16 protein-coding genes and 2 pseudogenes are annotated in these 20179 nt (G+C 60.1%); 13 read left to right on the top strand and 5 right to left on the bottom strand.

Annotation, left to right across the window (positions count from 1 at the left end; all coding sequences use genetic code 11):
* Positions 1-87 precede the first annotated feature (87 nt).
* Positions 88-1890 (top strand): acyl-CoA dehydrogenase, encoded by a 1803-nt coding sequence (locus ACOYXJ_RS07070; RefSeq protein ID WP_460368654.1) that lies wholly within the window; start codon positions 88-90, stop codon positions 1888-1890.
* Between the two features lie 201 nt (positions 1891-2091).
* Here ACOYXJ_RS07070 and ACOYXJ_RS07075 read toward each other — a convergent pair whose 3' ends face one another.
* The 3 genes from ACOYXJ_RS07075 to ACOYXJ_RS07085 all read right to left on the bottom strand — a co-directional run bounded on the left by ACOYXJ_RS07075 (position 2092) and on the right by ACOYXJ_RS07085 (position 4658).
* On the bottom strand, positions 2092-4029 hold the full coding sequence (locus ACOYXJ_RS07075; RefSeq protein ID WP_460380881.1) for a methyl-accepting chemotaxis protein: 1938 nt from the start codon (positions 4027-4029) through the stop codon (positions 2092-2094).
* A gap of 99 nt (positions 4030-4128) precedes the next feature.
* Positions 4129-4431 carry a cell division protein ZapA gene (locus tag ACOYXJ_RS07080; RefSeq protein ID WP_016987569.1) on the bottom strand — a complete coding sequence of 101 codons (303 nt, stop codon included), beginning with the start codon at positions 4429-4431 and terminating at the stop codon, positions 4129-4131.
* Entirely contained in the window at positions 4428-4658 is a 231-nt protein-coding gene (locus tag ACOYXJ_RS07085) for a hypothetical protein (RefSeq protein ID WP_016987570.1), read from the bottom strand. Before ACOYXJ_RS07085 ends, ACOYXJ_RS07080 begins: the two co-directional genes overlap by 4 nt.
* A gap of 345 nt (positions 4659-5003) precedes the next feature.
* Here ACOYXJ_RS07085 and ACOYXJ_RS07090 point away from each other — a divergent pair.
* The 5 genes and pseudogenes from ACOYXJ_RS07090 to selO form a co-directional block, all read left to right on the top strand.
* A pseudogene (locus ACOYXJ_RS07090) lies at positions 5004-5660 on the top strand (MCP four helix bundle domain-containing protein); the annotation flags it as partial.
* 303 nt (positions 5661-5963) lie between these two features.
* Positions 5964-6563 (top strand): annotated as a pseudogene (locus ACOYXJ_RS07095) (methyl-accepting chemotaxis protein); the annotation flags it as partial.
* A gap of 316 nt (positions 6564-6879) precedes the next feature.
* On the top strand, positions 6880-8622 hold the full coding sequence (locus ACOYXJ_RS07100) for a potassium/proton antiporter (protein WP_095120691.1): 1743 nt from the start codon (positions 6880-6882) through the stop codon (positions 8620-8622).
* A gap of 34 nt (positions 8623-8656) precedes the next feature.
* Positions 8657-12010, top strand: coding sequence for a mechanosensitive channel MscK (mscK, locus tag ACOYXJ_RS07105; RefSeq protein WP_460368657.1), 3354 nt, complete (start codon positions 8657-8659; stop codon positions 12008-12010).
* A gap of 48 nt (positions 12011-12058) precedes the next feature.
* Positions 12059-13522, top strand: a complete 1464-nt coding sequence (selO, locus tag ACOYXJ_RS07110; protein WP_460368659.1) for a protein adenylyltransferase SelO — start codon at positions 12059-12061, stop codon at positions 13520-13522.
* A 6-nt stretch (positions 13523-13528) separates the two neighbouring features.
* On the opposite strand, the gene ACOYXJ_RS07115 is transcribed toward selO, so the two are convergent.
* On the bottom strand, positions 13529-13876 hold the full coding sequence (locus tag ACOYXJ_RS07115) for a helix-turn-helix domain-containing protein (RefSeq protein ID WP_460373096.1): 348 nt from the start codon (positions 13874-13876) through the stop codon (positions 13529-13531).
* Positions 13877-14237: 361 nt separating this feature from the next.
* Here ACOYXJ_RS07115 and trxC point away from each other — a divergent pair, with 361 nt between their 5' ends.
* Positions 14238-14672, top strand: coding sequence for a thioredoxin TrxC (gene trxC, locus ACOYXJ_RS07120; RefSeq protein WP_122593890.1), 435 nt, complete (start codon positions 14238-14240; stop codon positions 14670-14672).
* Between the two features lie 129 nt (positions 14673-14801).
* Here the strand turns inward: trxC and ACOYXJ_RS07125 are convergent, their stop codons facing one another.
* Positions 14802-15572 (bottom strand): ParA family protein, encoded by a 771-nt coding sequence (locus ACOYXJ_RS07125; protein WP_034152927.1) that lies wholly within the window; start codon positions 15570-15572, stop codon positions 14802-14804.
* Positions 15573-15928: 356 nt separating this feature from the next.
* On the opposite strand from ACOYXJ_RS07125, the gene ACOYXJ_RS07130 reads away from it, so the two are divergent.
* The 6 genes from ACOYXJ_RS07130 to ACOYXJ_RS07155 are packed head-to-tail and all read left to right on the top strand — an operon-like array spanning position 15929 to position 20162.
* The gene (locus ACOYXJ_RS07130) at positions 15929-16654 is read left to right on the top strand and encodes a beta-ketoacyl synthase chain length factor (RefSeq protein WP_095120696.1); all 726 of its coding nucleotides are present in this window, start codon (positions 15929-15931) and stop codon (positions 16652-16654) included.
* Positions 16630-17439, top strand: coding sequence for a lysophospholipid acyltransferase family protein (locus tag ACOYXJ_RS07135; protein ID WP_150728904.1), 810 nt, complete (start codon positions 16630-16632; stop codon positions 17437-17439). The genes ACOYXJ_RS07130 and ACOYXJ_RS07135 overlap by 25 nt, the downstream gene beginning before the upstream one ends.
* On the top strand, positions 17420-17680 hold the full coding sequence (locus ACOYXJ_RS07140) for a phosphopantetheine-binding protein (protein WP_016983882.1): 261 nt from the start codon (positions 17420-17422) through the stop codon (positions 17678-17680). The genes ACOYXJ_RS07135 and ACOYXJ_RS07140 overlap by 20 nt, the downstream gene beginning before the upstream one ends.
* Positions 17681-17689: 9 nt before the next feature.
* A complete protein-coding gene (locus tag ACOYXJ_RS07145) occupies positions 17690-17944 on the top strand; it encodes an acyl carrier protein (protein WP_007909503.1) in 255 nt (84 codons plus the stop codon).
* On the top strand, positions 17941-18486 hold the full coding sequence (locus ACOYXJ_RS07150) for a COG4648 family protein (RefSeq protein WP_460368664.1): 546 nt from the start codon (positions 17941-17943) through the stop codon (positions 18484-18486). The genes ACOYXJ_RS07145 and ACOYXJ_RS07150 overlap by 4 nt, the downstream gene beginning before the upstream one ends.
* Positions 18483-20162 (top strand): AMP-binding protein, encoded by a 1680-nt coding sequence (locus tag ACOYXJ_RS07155; protein ID WP_460368666.1) that lies wholly within the window; start codon positions 18483-18485, stop codon positions 20160-20162. Before ACOYXJ_RS07150 ends, ACOYXJ_RS07155 begins: the two co-directional genes overlap by 4 nt.
* The last annotated feature ends 17 nt before the right edge of the window (positions 20163-20179 follow it).

The raw sequence follows: 20179 nt of genomic DNA on the forward strand, positions 1-20179 counted from the left end.
GCTCTAACATCACCGCGATCAATCATCCTGTTCAGCCTTTATCAGCACGCCTAGACTCGGCCCAACCCCAATTTCAGGTAGGCCGCCATGTCCGAGACGCTGCTCAGTTCCCGCAATCTGGCTTTCGAGCTGTACGAAGTCCTTGATGCCGAGGGCCTGACCCGGCGTGAGCGCTTTGCCGAGCACAACCGCGAGACCTTCGACGCCGCCATCGGCACCGCGCGCAACATCGCCGAGAAGTACTTCGCACCGCACAACCGCAAGGGCGACGAGAACGAGCCGCGCTACGAAGACGGTCAGGCGATTCTGATTCCTGAAGTGAAACCAGCGGTGGATGCCTTCCTTGAAGCCGGATTCCTCAACGCTGCGAGAAGTTTCGATGCCGGTGGCATGCAGCTTCCTACACTGCTGTCGCAAGCCTGCTTCGCGCATTTCCAGTCAGCCAACGCGGCTTCGACGTCCTACCCGTTCCTGACCATGGGCGCGGCGAACCTCATCGAAAGCTTCGGCACTAACGAACAGAAACAACGCTTTCTGCAACCGATGATCGATGGCCGCTTCTTCGGCACCATGGCCCTGACCGAGCCCCACGCAGGATCATCGCTGTCGGATATTCGTACGCGCGCCGAGCCGGCGTCCGACGGCACTTATCGCCTGAAGGGCAACAAGATCTTCATTTCCGGCGGCGATCACCCGCTGTCGGAGAACATCGTGCACATGGTCCTGGCCAAGCTGCCCGACGCGCCTGCGGGCGTTAAAGGTATCTCGCTGTTCATCGTGCCGAAGTTTCTGGTCAACGATGACGGCAGCCTCGGCCAGCGTAACGATGTGCTGCTGGCCGGGCTGTTTCACAAGATGGGTTGGCGCGGCACCACCTCCACAGCGCTGAACTTCGGCGATAACGGTGAGTGCGTCGGCTATCTGGTGGGCGAGCCGCATCGCGGTTTGAGCTACATGTTCCAGATGATGAACGAGGCACGGATCGGCGTCGGCATGGGCGCGGTGATGCTCGGTTATGCCGGTTACCTGTATTCGCTGGAGTACGCCCGCGAGCGGCCGCAGGGCCGAGTGCCGGACAGCAAGGACCCGACCACCGCTCCGGTGGCGATCATTCAACACGCCGATGTACGACGCATGCTCTTGACGCAAAAATCCTACGTCGAAGGTGCATTTGATCTCGGTCTGTACGCGGCGCGTTTGTTCGATGACACCACCACACTTGAGAGCGAAGCCGAACGTAAACAGGCTCATGAATTGCTGGATCTGCTGACGCCGATCGTCAAATCCTGGCCGTCGGAGTTCTGCCTCAAGGCCAACGAACTGGCGATCCAGATTCTTGGCGGCCACGGCTACACCCGTGAATACCCGGTGGAGCAGTATTACCGCGACAACCGCTTGAACCCGATCCACGAAGGCACTCACGGCATTCAGTCACTGGACTTGCTCGGGCGTAAATTGGCGCAGAACGGTGGCGCGGGATTGAAGCAATTGATTCGACTGATCGCCACCACGGCAGAGCGCGCAACGGCGCATGAATCGCTGACCGCACTGCGTGAGCCCCTGGAAAAACTGGTCGCGCGCCTGCAAACGGTGACCATCGGTTTGTTGACTGATCTGGGGCAAGGCAAGGTCAATAGCAGCCTGGCGAATTCGGCGTTGTACCTGAAGGTGTTCGGGCACACGGTGATTGGCTGGCGCTGGCTGGAGCAGGCGATTCGTGCTGAGGAAGGGTTGCTGAAAGGTAATGCGGCGGATATCGACTTCTATAAGGGCAAGCTGCAGGCGGCGCGGTATTTTCTGACGTGGGAAGTGCCGGGTTGTCACCATGAACTGGCGTTGCTGGAGGCGCGGGATGATACGTGTCTGGCGATGCAGGATGCGTGGTTCTGAAAGCCTACCCTCACCCCAGCCCTCTCCCGGAGGGAGAGGGGGCCGAACGGGGGATGCTTGAATACTCCGTCGACCTGAAAGAAGCTCACCGAATCCATAATCGACTGGCGTTTTCAGGTCGATGTATAGCGAAAGACACCTCGGTCAGTCCCCTCTCCCTCCGGGAGAGGGCTAGGGTGAGGGGCTTCTCTGCTTCAGCACTCAGCTCAACTTGAACCCACCCATCTGCCGCGCCAGATCATCCGCCAGCCTCTGCAACATCTGACAATCCGCACGACAGGCCCGTACCTCCCCCGCCGTCGCCCGCGCCAGATCGGAAATCCCCTGCACATTACGGTTGATCTCTTCCGTCACCGCCGACTGCTCTTCCGTCGCCGTCGCCACCTGATGGTTCATGTCGCTGATGCGCTCGACCTGACCGGTAATCGCCGTCAGCGACGCCCCGGTGCGCTGACTCGACTCAACCCCGGTGCCAGTTGCCGCCTGCCCCGTGCGCATCGACGAAACGGCGTTTTCCGCACCTTGCTTGAGGCTGCCGATCATCTGTTGAATCTCGTCAGTAGACGCTTGAGTGCGTCGCGCCAAGGTGCGCACTTCATCAGCGACAACCGCAAAGCCGCGGCCCATATCGCCGGCGCGCGCCGCTTCAATCGCCGCGTTGAGCGCCAACAGGTTGGTCTGCTCGGACACCCCGCGAATCACCGCCAGCACCGAATCAATCGAGGCCACTTGGTGCGCCAATTCACCCACCGCGCCAGCCGCTACGCCAATCTCATCGGACATGCTTTCAATATGCCGGATCGAGCCGCCGACCACTTCCCGCGCCTGCAGCGCTTCATCGCGCGCGGTTTGCGAGGCCAGTGCCGCATTACCGGCGTTCTGCGCAATCTCCTGAACCGTCAGGCCCATCTCGTGAACCGCAGTCGCGACCATGTCGGTCATTTCCTGCTGACGGCCGGAACGCTCGGCGGTGTTTTCCACCACTTTCGCCACTTGCCCCACAGCCGTACGCAGACGTTCGCTGGTGGTCAGCACTTCAGCGATCATCCCGCGCTGGCTGTCGAGAAAACGGTTGAAGCCACGTGCAAGGTCGCCCAACTCATCGGCGCGACTGGAATCTAACCGGTGGGTCAAATCTCCCCCACCGCTACCGATTGCTACCAACGCAGCTGTTACTTGGCGAATCGGCCGCACCAAACCTTGCGCCAGCCACACCACCAACGCGAGGCACACCAGTGCTACGGCCAGACCGATACCGCCGCTCATCCACATCGCTTTACGGGCTTCGGCGTAGATCTGCGATTGCGGCACTTCTGCCACCAGAGTCCAGCCCAGATCGCGCAACGGCAGGCTGAAGGCAAGGAAGTCTTCGCCATCCCTCTGGAAGCTGCGGCTGATCGCCGTTTTCTGGCCCATGACGGCCTGCGCTGCATTGGCGCCGATCTGCTCGCTCAAGGTGCGTTTGCCGCTGAACTGCGCCTCGGGATGCACCTGGATCAAACCGTCGGAACGCACAAGATAGACCTTGCCGCGCTCGCCAAAGCTGAAGTTGTGAATCAGCTCCGACAGCTCTTTCATGCTCAAACCGAGCCCGGCCACACCGACCACTTTGCCAGCCTGCTCGACCTTCAAATCGATGAACAGCGCCAGTTCTCCGGTCGCCCCGTCGTTGTCGATATTGAGGGTGCGCGGCTGATTGCTATCGAGGAAGGAATAGAACCACGCGTCAGCCGGTTTTGAACGGCTGAGGGTGCGATCCAGACCTTTTTCGGTGATGTAGTGATTGGATTCGGTGCCGATGATCAAAGCGGTAAAGGCTTTATGTTCGGCGCGGATGCCTTCCAGGTACTGCGCGAAGCCAGCCGTTTTGCTGCTGTCTTCGCCCGAGGCGAGCCAGTCGCGGACCATCGTATTGCTGGCGATGTCTTTGGCCGCTGTCAGCGGTTGCACGAGGATGCGTTCGATATCGTTGCGCGTCGCTTCGATGCTCGACGGCAGTGCTTGTTCGACCAGATAGCTCTGGGCGAGGCGGTTGACCACCAGGGTATAAATGCCAACCACGATCAGGATGCTGACCAGCAGGGCCGTGCCCATGCTGAGAATCAGCTGCCATTGAATACTGCGTCGCCACAACTGCATGGAGCACCCCCAAAGAATAAGTGGCCGAAACAATGCAACAGCCGTGCCGATTGTATACAACCCAGTCGACAATCTATTCTTTGGTTGTGCGCAGCTCCATCAACCCTGGTTGATGGTCTTGGCGATGGTGTCGACCGTGGCGCTGACTTGCTCTTGGTAACGGTCGAGTTCTTCCTGGTGTTGCTTCTTCATTTCGATCTGCTGCGAGCACAGATTCATCGCCGCCAGCACCAGCAAGCGGTCACCGATCAGTGTCGGGTATTTGCGCTTGGTGTCGTCCAGCGCAGCCTTGAGCATCATGGCCGCGTCCAGCAGGGTCTGTTCTTCCCCGGCCGGTGCCTTGATCGAATAGTCCTCCCCGAGAATGGAGACGACTTTTACCCCTGCTGTGTGGTGGTTCATGCGCTGACAGGACCGGCGTTGACGCGATCAACCAGTGCCTGAATGCGTGCAGCAGTGGCGCCGTGCTTTTCTTCCTGCTCCATCAGGTTCAGTTGCAGGCTTTCGTTTTCATCCTTGGCCTGGGCCAGTTCCGTGGACAGGGTCTGGTTGGTTTGCGCAAGGCTCTGGTTTTGTTGCACCAGGTCGCTGACGAGCTGTTCCAATTGGCTGAGGGATGCTTCCAACATTTTGATCTTCCAAGCGTTTTTCAAAGGGCGCGTACGATAAAGAAAAGTCACCACGGATGCCAGGGTTAAACCGGCGCAAGGCCTTGATTTTCCTGGTGGCGGACCGTTCCTGCGAGTTTTAAAGACTGTGATCTGCCCATCTGGTTCCTGCACTTCGTCGCCCGAAGCCTTCTGCGACAAATACGCACACCGCCTCAAGACTTTAGTCGTATGACCGATAAGTCATCCATACAGCAGTCTCAGCCCGCATGGACGCGGCCCACTCTTGGTATCCGCCCCATGTCCCTTCGCAATATGAATATCGCCCCACGGGCGTTTACCGGCTTCGCCCTGATCGGCGGCCTGATGCTGATTCTCGGTGTGTTCGCCCTGAATCAGATGAGCAAAATCCGCGCAGCGGGCGAAGACATCGCCACGGCCAGCGTGCCTTCGATCAAGGCCCTCGACGAATTCACCCAACTGACCCTGCGCCTGCGCGTTTTGTCGTATCGGTTGCTGATCAACCGTGAACCGGACGTTCAACAAAAGACTCTCGAACTGTTCGAGCTGCGCAACAAGCAGATCGCCGACGCCCAGCGCGCCTACGAACCGTTGATCGACGGCCCGCAAGAACGTGCGGCTTATGATCAATACGTGCAGTTGCTCGCGCAGTACCGCCAGCTTGAAGACCGGATGAAAACCCTGTCGCGCAACAATCAGATCGATGAGCTGCGGCAGATGCTCAACTCGGACTTGCTAAGCAACTCGGAAGCGGTGAACACCGCTCTGGCGCGCTTGCTGGAGATCAACACTCAGCAAATCGCCGAGACGGATAAAGGCGCGAGCGATCAGTTTTCGATGTCTTTCAACCTTGTGGTTACGCTGTTGGTGATCGCCACTGGCCTGACGTTCCTCTTCGCCTGGCTGCTGACCGTGAGCATCACCAAGCCGATCTCCAAAGCACTGGAAGCTGCGGAAACCATCGCCGAAGGCAACCTGACTCAACCGATCCACGTTGACGGTGAAGACGAGGCAGGACGCCTGCTCGCGGCCATGGCGAAGATGCAATCGAAGCTGCGTGACACCCTGCAGCGTATTTCCGGCTCGGCCACTCAGTTGGCTTCGGCAGCCGAAGAACTGAACAGCGTCACCGACGAAAGCGCGCGTGGCCTGACTCAGCAGAACAACGAAATCGAACAGGCGGCCACTGCCGTCAACGAGATGACCAGCGCTGTGGAAGAAGTCGCGCGCAACGCCGTGAGCACTTCGGAAGCCTCGAAAAACGCCACCACCTCGGCCGGTGACGGGCGTGATCTGGTGCAGGAGACCGTCAGCGCCATCGAACGCATGAGCGCTGATGTACAGAGCACTGCTTCGCTGATCGGTGATCTGGCGAATGAATCCCGTGATATCGGCAAGGTGCTCGACGTGATTCGTGGTCTGGCCGATCAGACCAACCTGCTGGCACTGAACGCAGCGATTGAAGCGGCACGTGCCGGTGAGGCCGGTCGTGGTTTTGCGGTGGTGGCAGATGAAGTACGTGCCCTGGCGCACCGTACCCAGCAGTCGACCAGCGAAATCGAGCGGATGATCGGCAGCATTCAGAGCGGCACCGAACACGCCGTGGATTCGATGCGCAACAGCACCGAGCGCGCCGAGTCGACCCTGAACATCGCCCGTGGTGCCGGCATGTCGCTGGACACCATCAACACCGCCATCGTCGAAATCAACGAGCGCAACCTGGTGATCGCCAGCGCCGCCGAAGAGCAGGCGCAAGTGGCGCGGGAAGTGGATCGCAATCTGGTGAATATTCGTGATTTGTCGGTGCAATCGGCGACGGGCGCGAATCAGACCAGTGCGGCGAGTAATGAACTGTCGCGGTTGGCGCTGGACCTGAACAACATGGTTGGGCGGTTCAGCCTCTAAGATCAAAGGCTACCCCCTCACCCCAGCCCTCTCCCCCAAGGGGCGAGGGGGGAAAGGGAGCAGATTGGGGGCCTTTCAGATTTTGAGTTCGGCTCGATATTGCAAGTCGGCGTACCTCGCACAAACACCTCGATCAGTTCCCTCTCCCCCTGGGAGAGGGCTAGGGTGAGGGCAGCAATCGCCAGCCGAACCCAGACCTCGAATCCCCCAGCGTAGAAACCTTTTTGACAGCATCACATTTCAACAGGTTAGAATCGCTGGCACGCAGACTGCATGGTCAGTTTGTGCCCGTCTTTACGCTTCTGGAGTACTGCCTTTGAATGCGACGACCATCAACAGCCTGTTCTTGATCGGCGCGTTGCTGGTAGGCGCAAGCATTCTCGTCAGCTCCCTCTCCTCCCGTCTCGGCATCCCGATTCTGGTCATCATCCTCGCTGTCGGCATGGCCGCCGGGGTCGATGGCGGCGGGATTATTTTCGATAACTACCCAACGGCCTATCTGGTCGGCAACCTCGCACTGGCGGTGATCCTCCTCGACGGTGGTTTGCGCACGCGGGTGTCGAGTTTCCGCGTGGCGTTATGGCCAGCGCTATCGCTGGCCACGGTTGGGGTGTTGATCACCACCGGGTTGACCGGCATGGCCGCCGCGTGGCTGTTCGACCTCAATCTGATTCAGGGCCTGCTGATCGGCGCCATCGTTGGCTCGACGGACGCCGCAGCGGTGTTCTCGCTGCTCGGCGGCAAAGGCCTGAACGAACGGGTCACCGCGACTCTTGAAATCGAATCCGGCAGCAACGACCCGATGGCGGTGTTTCTCACTGTCACTCTGATCGACATGCTCGCCAGCGGCCAGACCGGCCTGCACTGGAGTCTGCTGACCCACTTGATCCGCGAGTTCGGCATCGGCGGCGTGATCGGTCTCGGTGGCGGCTGGTTGATGCTGCAACTGGTCAACCGGATCAATCTGGCGGCGGGTCTGTATCCGATTCTGGTGATTGCCGGCGGTCTGGTGGTATTCGCCCTGACCAACGCCCTGCACGGCAGCGGCTTCCTCGCGGTTTATCTGTGCGGTCTGGTGATCGGCAACCGCCCGGTGCGCAGCCGTCACGGCATTCTGCACATGCTCGACGGCATGGCATGGCTGGCGCAGATCGGCATGTTCCTTGTGCTGGGTTTGCTGGTAACGCCGCATGATTTGCTGCCGATCGCCCTGCCCGCTCTCGGTCTGGCGCTGTGGATGATTCTGTTTGCGCGGCCGCTGTCGGTGATGGTCGGCCTGCTGCCGTTCAAGGCGTTCCACGGGCGCGAAAAAGCCTTTATCTCCTGGGTTGGCCTGCGCGGTGCGGTGCCGATCATTCTTGCGGTGTTCCCGCTGATGGCCGGGCTGCCGAATGCGCAGCTGTACTTCAACCTCGCGTTCTTCATCGTGCTGGTGTCGCTGCTGGTGCAGGGCACGAGCCTGCCGTGGGTGGCCAAGCTGTTGAAGGTGACGGTACCGCCGGAGCCTGCGCCGATTTCCCGCGCGGCGCTGGAAGTCCACGTCACCAGCGAATGGGAGCTGTTCGTTTATAAGCTCGGCGCAGAGAAATGGTGCATCGGTTCGCCCCTGCGCGAACTGAAAATGCCCGAAGGCACACGTATCGCTGCACTGTTTCGTGGCCAGCAACTGCTCCATCCGTCGGGTAGTACGGTGCTGGAAGTCGATGATTTACTGTGTGTTATCGGCCATGAACACAACCTCGGCGCCCTCGGAAAACTGTTCAGCCAGGCGCCGCAACGTGGCCTCGATCTGCGTTTCTTCGGCGATTTCGTACTCGAAGGAGATGCCCAGCTTAAAGCGGTTGCCGCACTCTATGGCCTGCCGGCCGAGGGTATTGATCCGGACATGACCCTGGGCGCCTTCATCGCGCAGAAAGTCGGTGGTGCGCCCATCGTCGGTGACCAGGTGGAATGGAACAACACCCACTGGACGGTTGCGGTCATGGACGGGAACAAGATCGGCAAAGTGGGCGTCAGATTCCCCGAAGGAAGTCGCCCGGGCCCCGGGCTCTTCCTCTAAACTGCGTCCACTCTCACTTGCTTGACCGGTCTCTATGCCTACCCTGCGCTCCTTTTTCGCCGCGGCCCTGCTGGGTCTGAGTCTTACTGTCGGCCCGCTGTACGCCGCCGAACCACCGTCCAGCGACGCCGTGCAGGCCAGCCTCGACAAACTGGCCGACAGCAAACTGCCGGATGCCGATAAAAAGGCCCTGCAAACCACCCTGCAGAGCACGCTGACTCAGCTGAACAACCAGCGTGATTACGCGCAAAAGCTGATCGACCTCAAACAGCAGCTGGCCACGGCGCCGAAGCAGACGATCGAAAACACTCGCGAACTGACGCGCCTCAAGGCCACGGCGATAGTGCCGGTGGCGCAGCGTTTTCCCAAGGAGTCGATCCAGCAGCTGGAGCAGATCCTGACGGATCGCTCGACCCAGCAAAGTGATCTGCAAAAAGCGCTGGCCGACGCCAACAGCCTGATCATCACTGCCCAGACCCGTCCCGAGCGCGCCCAGGCGGAAATTTCCGCCAGCCAGACGCGCATCCAGCAGATCAACAACATCCTCAAGTCCGGCAAGGACGCTGGCAAGACCGTCAGCAGCGAGCAACGTGATCAGTTGAACGCGGAACTGGCAGCGCTGAACGCGCTGATCCCTTTGCGCCGCCAGGAGTTGGCCGGCAACAGCCAGTTGCAGGATCTGGGCAACGCCCAGCATGACCTGCTCTCGGAGAAATCCGACCGCCTCGACCGCGAGATCCAGGAACTGCAAACCCTGATCAATCAGAAGCGTCTGGCGCAGTCGCAGGAAACCGTGACCCAGCAGTCGATCGAAGCGCAGAAGGCCGGCAGCAGCAGCTTGCTCGCCACTGAGAGTTCAGCCAACCTCAAGCTTTCGGACTATCTGCTCAAAAGCACCGACCGCCTCAACGAAGTCACCCAGCAGAACCTGCAGACCAAGCAGCAACTCGACACCCTGACCCAGAGCGATGCCGCCCTCGATGAGCAGATCAACGTGCTCAAGGGCAGCCTGCTGCTGTCGAAGATTCTCTACAAACAGAAGCAAGCTCTGCCACGACTCAAGGTCGATCGTGATCTGGCGGATCAGATCGCCGACATTCGCCTGTATCAGTTCGACGTCAGCCAGCAGCGTGAACTGTTGAGCAATCCGGCGTCCTATGTCGACACCCTGCTGGCCACTCAGCCGCCGGAACAAGTCACCCCGCAGTTGCGCAAAAGCCTGCTGGATCTGGCCAACACCCGCGTCGATCTGCTGGAGCGCCTGAACCGCGAACTGAGCTCGATGCTCAACGAATCGATCACCCTGCAACTCAACCAGAAACAACTGCTGAGCACCGCGCAGAGCCTGCGTGCGACCCTCGATGAGCAAATGTTCTGGATTCCCAGCAACAAGCCGCTGGATCTGGAGTGGATGCGGGGTGTACCGGAGCGGCTGAAACGCCAGGTCGATACACTGCCGTGGGCCTCCAGCCTGAGCGAGCTGACCGACGGCCTGACCCAGCGCCCCTTGCTGTTTCTGCCTCTGGCATTGCTGATCGGCGCACTGCTGTGGCGCCGCAAAAGTCTCTACGGTCGCCTGAACAAGGTTCACCAGGACATCGGCCATTTCAAGCGCGACAGCCAGTGGCACACACCGCAGGCCATTCTGATCAATATTCTGCTGGCGATGCCGGTGGCGCTGGGCCTCGCCTTGTGCGGGCTGGCCTTGCAGATTGACGCGCGCGGCCAGAACGCCAACATGGGCGCAGCGCTCCTGCAGATGGGGCAGGCATGGCTGGTGTTCTACACCGCCTATCGAATCCTCGCGCCCGGCGGTGTGGCCGAATTGCACTTCCGCTGGGAAAAACCCCAGGTCGAATTCCTTCAGGGCTGGGTACGCCGGCTCGGGCTGGTGGTCATGGCGCTGGTGGCCGTGGTGGCGGTCGCCGAATTACAACCGGCGGCGCTCGCCGACGACGTCCTCGGCATGCCAGTGGTGCTGACCTGCTACGCGTTGATGGCATGGCTGCTCAGTCGCCTGCTGATCAGCAGCCCGGCCCACGAAAATGCCTCGCTGTTCCGCAAGGCCGTCGGCGTGATGTTCACCCTGCTGCCGATCGCGCTTTTTGTCGCGGTATGTTTCGGCTACTACTACACCGCGCTGAAACTCAGCGACCGTCTGATCAACACCCTGTACCTGCTGATGTTCTGGCTGGTCATCGAAGCAACATTCGTCCGTGGTCTGAGCGTTGCCGCTCGACGTCTGGCTTACCAGCGTGCCCTGGCCAAACGTCAGGCGGCGAAAGAAGCCGGCGACGGCGAAGCGGTGATCGAAGAGCCGACCCTGGACATCGAGAAGGTCAACGAACAGTCCCTGCGCCTGATCCGTCTGGCCCTGCTCGGCGGTTTCATTGCCGCGCTGTACTGGGTCTGGTCGGACCTGATTTCGGTGTTCTCGTACCTCGACAACATCACCCTCTACGAATACACCAGCGGCACCGGCGCCAACATGAGCATGGTGCCGATCAGCATCGGCGACATGCTCGGCGCACTGATCATCATCGGCATCACCTTCGCCCTGGCGCGCAACTTGCCCGGCCTGCTGGAAGTGTTTGTGCTGTCCAAGCTTAATCTGGCCCAGGGCAGCGCTTATGCGACCACGACGTTGCTGTCCTACGTGATCGCCGGGGTCGGTTTCGTCTCGACCCTATCGACCCTCGGCGTCAGCTGGGACAAGTTGCAATGGCTGGTGGCGGCGCTGTCGGTCGGCCTCGGTTTCGGTATGCAGGAGATCTTTGCGAACTTCATCTCCGGCATCATGATTCTGTTCGAACGACCGGTGCGGATCGGTGACACCATCACCATCGGCAACCTGTCGGGCACGGTGAGCAAGATCCGCATCCGCGCCACGACCATCACCGACTTTGACCGCAAGGACATCATTGTCCCGAACAAGACGTTTATTACCGGGCAATTGATCAACTGGTCGCTGACCGACACCATCACCCGCGTGACGCTGAAGCTCGGTGTCGATTACGGCTCGGATCTGGATCTGGTCAAGGAACTGCTGCTCAAGGCTGCCCGCGAGAACCCGCGCGTGCTCAAGGAACCCGAGCCGCACGTGTACTTCCTCAACTTCGGCGAAAGCACCCTCGACCACGAGTTGCGCATGCACGTGCGCGACCTCGGTGACCGCAACCCGGTGCTGGATGAGGTCAACCGCTTTATCAACCGCGAGTTCAAGAAGCAGCACATCAACATCTCGTTCCGCCAGATGGAGGTCTACCTGAAGAACCTTCACGGTCAGGAATACAAGATGGTGCCGATCGAGCCGGAAACCAAAACCATCGTGCCGATCGCCGACGATCAGAAACCACTGCAAGAGCCGCCGCCGGCCAAACTCGACTAACCGGTCTAATCCCAGCAGAATGCTCGGACATTCTGCTGGAGCCGGCCCTTGAAAGCCCTCGACGAACTGACCTTCGACAATCGCTTCGCCCGCCTGGGCGACGCGTTCTCCGCCCACGTGCTGCCCGAGCCGATCGACAACCCGCGTCTGGTCGTAGCGAGCCCGGCGGCCCTGGCCCTGCTGGATCTCGAGCCGGCGACCGCCGAAACCGAAGAATTTGCCGAACTGTTCGGCGGCCACAAGCTGTGGGCCGATGCCGAACCGCGGGCAATGGTCTATTCCGGGCATCAGTTCGGCGGCTACACGCCGCAATTGGGTGACGGTCGTGGCTTGCTGCTCGGCGAGGTGTACAACGCGGCCGGCGAGCATTGGGACCTGCACTTGAAGGGTGCCGGGCAGACGCCGTTTTCGCGCATGGGCGATGGCCGTGCGGTGCTGCGTTCGTCGATCCGCGAGTTCCTTGCTTCCGAGGCGCTATACGCGCTGAACATTCCTTCGTCGCGCGCGGCGTGCGTGATCGGTTCCGACACCCCGGTCTGGCGCGAAAAGCAGGAACGCGCAGCGATGGTCCTCCGTCTGGCGCCAAGCCATATCCGCTTCGGCCACTTCGAATATTTCTACTACACCAAACGCCCCGAGCAGCAGAAGCAGCTCGGCGAGCACGTGCTGGCGATGCATTTCCCTGAGTGCCTGGAGCAACCGGAACCGTATCTGGCGATGTTCCGCGAGATCGTCGAGCGCAACGCCGAACTGATCGCCAAGTGGCAGGCCTATGGCTTCTGTCACGGCGTAATGAACACCGACAACATGTCGATCCTCGGCATCACCTTCGACTTCGGCCCGTTCGCCTTCCTCGATGATTTCGACGCCAACTTCATCTGCAATCACTCGGACGATCAGGGGCGCTACTCGTTCAGCAATCAGGTGCCGGTTGGCCAATGGAACCTCAGTGCATTGGCTCAGGCACTGACGCCGTTCATCAGCGTCGAAGCCCTGCGCGAAACTCTCGGCTTGTATTTGCCATTGTTTCAGGCCCATTACCTCGACCTGATGCGCCGCCGATTAGGCTTCACCACAGCTGAAGATGACGACCAAACGCTGCTGGAAAACCTGCTGCAACTGATGCAGAACAGTGGCGTCGACTACACGCTGTTCTTCCGCCGACTCGGTGAAGAGTCGGCCGAACAGGCCGTCGCCCGGTTGCGTGATGACTTCGTCGACATCAAGGGTTTCGACGCCTGGGGCGAACGCTACGTCGCCCGGGTTGCCCGCGATGGCGATGCTGATCAGGAACAGCGCCGCACCCGCATGCATGCGGTCAATCCGCTATACATCCTGCGCAATTACCTGGCGCAAAAGGCTATCGATGCGGCAGAGCAAGGGGATTACTCAGAAGTACGCCGGCTGCACGCGGTGCTGAGCAAACCATTTGACGAGCAGCCAGGGATGAACGGTTATGCCGAGCGGCCGCCGGAGTGGGGCAAGCATTTGGAGATCAGTTGTTCTTCCTGAGGCGGCCTAGATAAACACGTCTACAGGCAGCTTGAAGTACTCAGCCAACCATCGAACCTGTCGCAGGTTTAGTTGCCGCTTGCCGCTCAGGATCTCAGAGACGACTGACTGAGTGCCCACTCCAGGCAAGTCGCTCTGGGTCAAACCATGCTCACACATCAGATATCCCAATACTTCAAAACCCGGAGGTTTTGGGACCGGGTGATGCGTTTGATCCCATTCTTCAATCCAGTCACCAATGATATCCACCAAGCTCATTAACGGATGAGACTCGTCATCGCCGGTAATTTCCAGCAGTTCGTCGACCGCCAACACCAAGGCATCGTAGTCGTCTTCGTTTTCTGGCAACTGCAGAAAACGAGTAAAGAGACCCGGACCTTGGTCCGCACCGGAATCAAGGCAAACACTTTCAAAGCCAACAGAGTCCCCGGTGAGCGAACAACTCGTCCGGGCATTTAAGGTTTTTAGATATTCAGAGCCCTTCAAAAGCTCCGAGAGTGGAAGGCGTTTAACGGTCTTGGCGGTCATAGGAAGGTATTTCGCTCAGTTCTGCACAAGATGACCGATTAGATAAAATACAGATAGTCAGCCTCCGCGCAGACGTGCGTAGGCCCTTTCCTCAACTGAGGAAGGTAACGACCTACAGATCAATTCCTTGATAATCGTGACTTTGCCTCCAGATCAGTCTCATAGACGTCCTGCCTGAGAACCCATCATGTCCGAACCACTCCTCATCCCCTGCCCCTCCTGCAACGGCCTCAACCGCATCCCCGCCGAGCGCCTTGCGGATCAGCCCAAATGCGGCCGCTGCAAATCCGCCGTGTTGCTGAGCAAACCGTTCGAACTCAAGCAAGGCGATTACGCCAGCCAGATCAAGGGCGATTTGCCGTTGCTGGTGGATGTCTGGGCGGAGTGGTGCGGGCCGTGCAAGTCGTTTGCGCCGGTGTTCGAGCAGGCGGCGGCGCAGCTGGCCGGCAAGTGCCGCTTGGCCAAACTCGACAGCGAGGCGAATCAGCAGTTGTCGGCGCAGTTGGGGATTCGCTCGATTCCGAGTTTGATTCTGTTCAAGAACGGCAAGGAAGTGGCACGGCAGAGTGGTGCGTTTCCGCTGCCGCAGCTGATGGCGTGGCTGCGCAGCCAGGGGATCTGAGCCAACACAAATCCAATTGTAGGAGTGAGCCTGCTCGCGATAGCGCCCTTTCAGCCAACACTTGAGTGACTGAAAGGGCGCTATCGCGAGCAGGCTCACTCCTACAGGGGATCTGCGAAGCTCAGGGAATCAGTGATCTTCGAGCAGATTGTGCAACTCGACGAACTGCTGGGTCAGCTTGTGTCGCGGGTCGAGGTGGATCAGCGGCATGCTGGCCTGGTGCGATTCACGCATGCGCACCGAACTGGTCAGGTACACCGGCAATACCGGCAAACCCTCGGCAATCAACTCGTCAAGAATCTGCTGCGGCAGGCTCGCCCGGGCCTGAAACTGATTGACCACGATGCCTTCGACTTCCAGACCTTCGTTATGGTCGTCCTTCAGCTCTTCGATTTCCGCGATCAGGCCGTACAGGGCCTGACGGGAAAAGCTGTCGCAATCAAAAGGAATCAGCACACGATCAGCGGCAATCAACGCCGATACCGCGTAGAAATTCAGTGCCGGCGGCGTATCGAGGTAAATCCGGTCGTAATCCTCGGACAACTCATCCAGCAACTTACGCAACTTGTTGATCTTGTGCTTGGCCTCGAGCTTGGGCTGCAAATCAGCCAGCTCGGCCGTCGCGGTGATGATGTGCAGGTTGTCGAACGGCGTTTCGTAGATATCCGCCTGATTCTTCTTCGAGAACGGCCCCGAAGACAGGGTCTGCTTGAAGAAGTCGGCAATACCCATCGGAATGTCGTCGCCGGTGAGCCCGGTCAGATACTGAGTGGAGTTGGCCTGGGCATCGAGATCGACCAACAGCGTGCGATAACCCTCGCTGGCGCTGACCGCCGCCAGATTGCAGGCAATGCTGGACTTGCCTACGCCACCTTTCTGATTGAACACCACGCGCCGCATGACCAAACCTCCGTGTATCAAAGAATGACCGAGTGTAGATGCGCTCGACCTCGCTTCGCTACCTTGACGGACACGGACTACAAAGTCAGGTGCAAATATCCGCGGACAGATAGGGCAATCGCCGCCATTGATCGCCGAGATTCCTGACAGACAAGCCGCTCACGATCTGGATAATGGCCAAGTGACAGTTTTCTTGCGAACCATTCGGTACATTTCATTGCACAAAATGTAACCAGCATTTGCTACACACTCGTCGCACCGGGATAATGCGCGCCACCCGGCGCCAAGCGCCACGTCAAGTCTGCTGCGGCTTTGGCCACTAAACGCGTCAACGAAAGCCCGCAGGGGCGGGATGAATGTCCGTGATCAACTTCAACATCGCCCAATGGCGCGCGTGGGCTCCCGGGCTCGACAGCGTGGACGCCTGGCAGGCTTGGAGCCGACAACCGGTCGTACTCCAGAGCAGCGATGCCGCGCCCGATGTGTCGTTTTTGCCGGCCATGCAACGCCGCCGTCTCAGCCGACTGGCACGCATGGCGTTCAGCGTTGGCTGGCCCCTGGCCGACGGACGGGAGAATCTGCCGCTGGTGTTCGTATCGCGTCACGGCGAAACACCACGCACCTACGAGATCCTCACCGATCTGGCCAACGAACAGCCGCTGTCGCCGACGCAGTTCAGTTTGTCGGTACACAACGCGATTATCGGCCTGTGGTCGATCATGCGCGGCGAGACCAGCGAAATGACTGCCCTCGCCGCTGCCGGCGACGGCCTCGAACACGGCATGCTCGAAGCCGCAGCCCTGCTCAATGAAGGCGCCCCGGCGGTGTTGCTGGTGATCACCGAAGAACAACCGCCCGAAGCGTATTCGGCGTGGATCGACGACGTGCCGTTTCCGTACGCACTCGGCCTTTTGCTCACCCCCGGTACCGACTGGCGGCTGACCCTGAACAGCACCACAGAAACACGGTCAAAAGCGCACTGGCCGCACGCGCTCAACTTGCTGCGAACCCTGCTCGGCCAGCAACCCCATTGCCAACATGCCTGGAAAAATCGCGTATGGACCTGGCAACGCAACCCGTGACCGAGAAAAACCGCGACGCCTATTACTGGCGCTTGCTGGCCACCGCTGCAAGCTTCGCCCTGTTCGGGCTGGGCGGACTGTGCCTGCGTGTGCTGGTGTTTCCGCTGCTCGGATGCCTGCCGGGTGATGCGCTGAAACATCGGCAGCGCGCGCGGCAGACCGTCAGTCGGCTGTTCTGGTTTTTCGTCCGGTTCATGGCCCGTACCGGCGTGCTGACCTATGACATTCAAGGGGCTGAACGTCTTGGCCGCCCCGGGCAGATGATCATCGCCAATCACCCGTCGTTGATCGATGTGGTGTTCCTGATCGGTCTGGTGCGCCAGGCCAATTGCGTGGTGAAGAAAAGCCTGTGGGAAAACCCCTTCACCCGTGGCCCGTTGCGCAGCACCGAATACATCAGCAACGACGGCAGCATGGACATGCTCGATGCCGCCGCCCAATCCCTGCAAAACGGCCAGACCCTGATCATCTTCCCCGAAGGCACGCGCACCCAGCCCGGTCAGGCGCCGGCCTTTCATCGGGGCGCTGCGGCGATTGCCCTGCGCGGTGCGAAAATCCTCACACCGGTGATCATCAAGGTCAGCCCGACCACGCTGACCAAAGCCGAGCCTTGGTATCGGATCCCCAATCGCCGCGTGCACTTCAGTTTTCGCGTCGGCGCCGATATAGACCCACAGACTTTCGCCGCGCAGGGGCCAGCCCCGCAAGCCTCGCGCAAGCTCAACGATTATTTGCACACCTACTTTATTAAGGAGCTCGCCGAAGATGAGCGATCTGAATCGTGACATCAAACTGCTGATCATCGACGCCCTCGGCCTCGAAGACATCAGTGTCGACGACATTGGCGACGAGCAGACGCTGTTCGGCGAAGGCCTGGGTCTGGATTCCGTCGACGCGCTGGAACTGGGTCTGGCGATCCAGAAAAAATACGGCATCAAGATCGACGCCGACGCCAAAGACACCCGTAACCATTTCACCAACGTGGCGAGCCTTGCGGCGTTCGTCACGGCAAAACAGGCAGCTTGAGACCGGACCATGCAAACTCGTGACGATATTTTCAACACCCTGCGCGATGCCTTGGTCGAGCTGTTCGAACTGGATCCGGCCCGTGTCAGCCTGGAATCCAATCTGTACCAGGATCTGGAAATCGACAGCATCGACGCGGTCGATCTGATCGATCACATCAAGCGCCAGACCGGCAAGAAAATTGCCGCCGAAGAATTCAAATCGGTGCGCACCGTTGGCGACGTGGTCGAGGCGGTCTACCGTCTGGTTCAACCGGCCGCATGAGCCGACTGATCGGCCTCGGCCTGCTGCTGGCCGGTCTGCTGTACCCCTTTGCGGTGTATTTCGGCATGGAGCACTTTGCCCCGTGGCAGTTCGGCCTGCTGTTGGGCAGCCTGTGGCTGGCGCGAGCGCTGACCGGTGAACGCAAGCCCGGCAGTCTGTGGATGGCTTGTGTGGCGATCACCTTTTGCCTGTTGCTGGCGTTTTTCGACAGTCCGCTGTTGCTGCGCTGGTACCCGGTGCTGATCAGCGGCTTCATGTTGGTGCTGTTCAGCCTGAGCCTGAAATACGGCCCGCCGATGGTCGAGCGCCTGGCGCGCTTGCGTGAACCAGAACTACCGGACATCGCGATTCGCTATACGCGCAAGGTCACGGTGGCCTGGAGCGTGTTTTTCTTCTGCAACGGTTTGTGCGCCGCCCTCCTGACCCTGTGGGCGCCGCTGAATTGGTGGATGTTGTACACCGGCCTGATCTCCTATGGATTGATCGGCCTGATGTTTGCCATTGAATGGCTGATACGACAACGGGTAAGAGGCCGTACATGAACTGGATAAAACTTGAGCAGTTGCTGCTCAAGGCTGTGCCGGCGCGGGCCATCAGCCACGCACCGGCCCTCGAACACGCGCAACTGTGCGAGCAGGCGTTGAGCGTTGCCGCCGGCCTGCAAGTTCAGGGCGTGAAGCGCATGGCCGTGCACCTGGAAGATGCCGCCGAACTGGCCATCGCATTGCTGGGCGCATGGCGTGCAGGCGTCAGTGTTCTGCTGCCGTCTGATCTGCAAGCGCAAACCCGCCAGCGCTGGTCGGGCGAAGTCGACCTGTGGCTGACGGATCAGGCCGATGACGCGCAACTGAGCGACTTTAAACATCCGCCGTTGCCCGGCGCCGAACTAGATCTCGACCAGTGCCGTCTGAGCCTGTGCACGTCCGGCTCCAGCGGCGAGCCCAAGCGCATCGACAAGACTCTGCGCCAACTGGCCAACGAGGTCGAGGCGCTGGAGCAACTATGGGGCGCGGACCTCGGTGAGGCATGCATCATCGGCAGCGTCGCCACCCAACATATTTACGGTTTGCTCTTTCGCGTCCTCTGGCCTCTGTGCGCCGGGCGCCCGTTCTTGCGCGAGCAACTGGCGTTTCCCGAAGACTTGCAGCGTGCCAGCCGCGAATATCCGGCGTTCGCCTGGGTCGCCAGCCCGGCGTTGCTCAAACGCATGGGCGACAACCTCGACTGGCCAGCCCTGAGCGCCGTGCGCCGGGTGTTTTCCTCCGGTGGCGCGTTACCGCTCGAAGCGGCGCAGAGTCTGCAACAACGCTTGCAACAATGGCCGACGGAAATCCTCGGCAGCTCGGAAACCGGCGGCATCGCCTGGCGTCAGGGCGAACAACTGTGGCAACCGTTCGCCGGTGTCCAACTGAGCCAGGATAACGACGGCGCTCTACTGATCGCTTCACCTTACCTGCCTGCCGGACACGTCGAGCACACCGCTGATGCAGCGCGCATCGCCGCCGATGGTCGTTTCGAACTGTTGGGGCGGCTGGACCGGATCGTCAAACTCGAAGAAAAACGCATTTCTCTGCCCATGCTCGAACAAGCATTGGTGACCCACGACTGGGTCGCCGAAGCGCGCTTGGGCGTGGTCCAGGAAAACCGTGCTTCTCTCGGTGCGTTGCTGGTGCTTAGCGAGGACGGCCTGTTCGCCTTGCGTGAACACGGCCGTCGCAACCTGACCGAAACCCTGCGCCAGCATTTGCGCCAGCACTGCGAAGCCCTGGCGCTGCCCCGCCGTTGGCGACTGGTGCGGCAATTGCCGTTGAACAGCCAAGGCAAGCTGCCGCAGGCCGATATCGAAACGCTGCTGATGGCGCCGCGAGCGAAAGCGCCGGAAGTGCTGTCGCAGGTCGAGACCGAGGGTGAATGGAGTCTGCAACTGAGCGTGCCGCCGGATCTGGCTTATTTCAGTGGTCACTTTCCCAAAGCTCCAGTATTGCCCGGTGTGGTGCAGGTGGAATGGGCACTGAACCTCGGTCGCCAACTGCTCAACCTGACCGGCCCGTTTGCCGGCATGGAAGTGCTGAAGTTCCAGCAACTGGTGCGGCCCGGTGATGAAATCCAGTTGCACCTGCGTTTCGACCCGGAGCGGCGCAAGTTGTATTTTGCCTATCGCAATGACACGGCGACCTGCTCCAGTGGGCGGATTCTTTTGGGTGTAGAGCATGATTGACCTTGGTGAGTGCTGCG

It is taken from the genome of Pseudomonas sp. Tul2A7 (assembly GCF_054790505.1).